A 1,026-nucleotide genomic window follows, 5' to 3' on the forward strand; every position below is an offset into this window, starting at 1 on the left:
CAGCACGCGCGCCTGGGCCTCGTTGCGGGCCAGGGCGCGGCGCTGTTCCGGCGTCTGGCCGGGCGTTGCTACGCGGCCGGGTTCCTCGCCGATGAAGCCGCCGAGATCGGCGAGGTCGACGCGCGTGGAGTGCAATTCTCCTGCCACATCGACGCGCGGCCCGGCGGTGCCTACCGTCAGCATGCCGCTGATATCGGTTTGCCCGACGCGCCCTTCGATCTCGCGGAAGCGGATGCGGCCTTCGACCTGGTCGAGGCGGCCAGTGACCTCGTAATTGGCGGTGCGTGGAACCGGCACGCCGGTCAGCTTCTCCAGCAGCGCCATGTCCGGGCCGCGCAGCGTCAGGCGCATATCGGCGCCCTGCAAGGCCAGCGGGTCCCGCAGCGTGCCCTCCAGCAGGACCACGGTCGGGCCGTTGGCGAGTTCCACGGCGATCGGCCACGGCCGGTCCGCCTGCAACGCCAGCACCGCGCCGCCCAGCGCCTCGCCGGTGATCGGCTGGTCGGCATAGGTGCCACTGATGGTCGCGGCGAGGCGCGGCGCCACGCCACCCTCGTCGCGGGTGGCCACAGTCAGGCGAAGGTCGGCCTGGAGATGCGGCAGCACGATGTGGGCGTTGCCCTCGGTGATCCGCAAGAGGCCGATCTGCAAGGCCGCCGGCTGGCCCGGTTCGGGCACTGCGACGTCGAGTGAGTAGTTGTTGCGGCCATCGTCGCGCGCGGCGGCCTCGACCACCGGCTTCTGGATCTCGACCTCGGGCAGCACCAGCGCATTGCGGCGCCAGGATTCCAGCAGGTCCACCCGCGCCACCAGCCGCGCCGCCTGCGCGAAGGGTGCGTCGGCCGGAAAGCCCTCCGGGTTGGCGATGCGCACATCCTCGGCCGTCAGCACGCTGATGCGGCCGGGCCGCAGGTGCAGGTGGCCGATGGTGACGGTGCGGCCGATGGCGGCCGATGCGCGGCGTTCGGCCATCGGGATGAACCAGTCCCACGACCAGAAGGCCACCAGCAGAAGCAGCAGGACCAG

The 1,026-nt window shown here is 71.7% G+C and carries 1 protein-coding gene; it reads right to left on the reverse strand.

Translation table 11 applies throughout. The features are described 5' to 3' along the window. A partial coding sequence (locus ACFHPP_RS31150; RefSeq protein ID WP_437167099.1) for an AsmA family protein occupies positions 1-1,026 on the reverse strand: 1,026 nt, incomplete at both ends.

Origin of the sequence: Falsiroseomonas sp. E2-1-a20 (assembly GCF_051433195.1) — a bacterium.
Lineage (GTDB): Bacteria > Pseudomonadota > Alphaproteobacteria > Acetobacterales > Acetobacteraceae > Falsiroseomonas.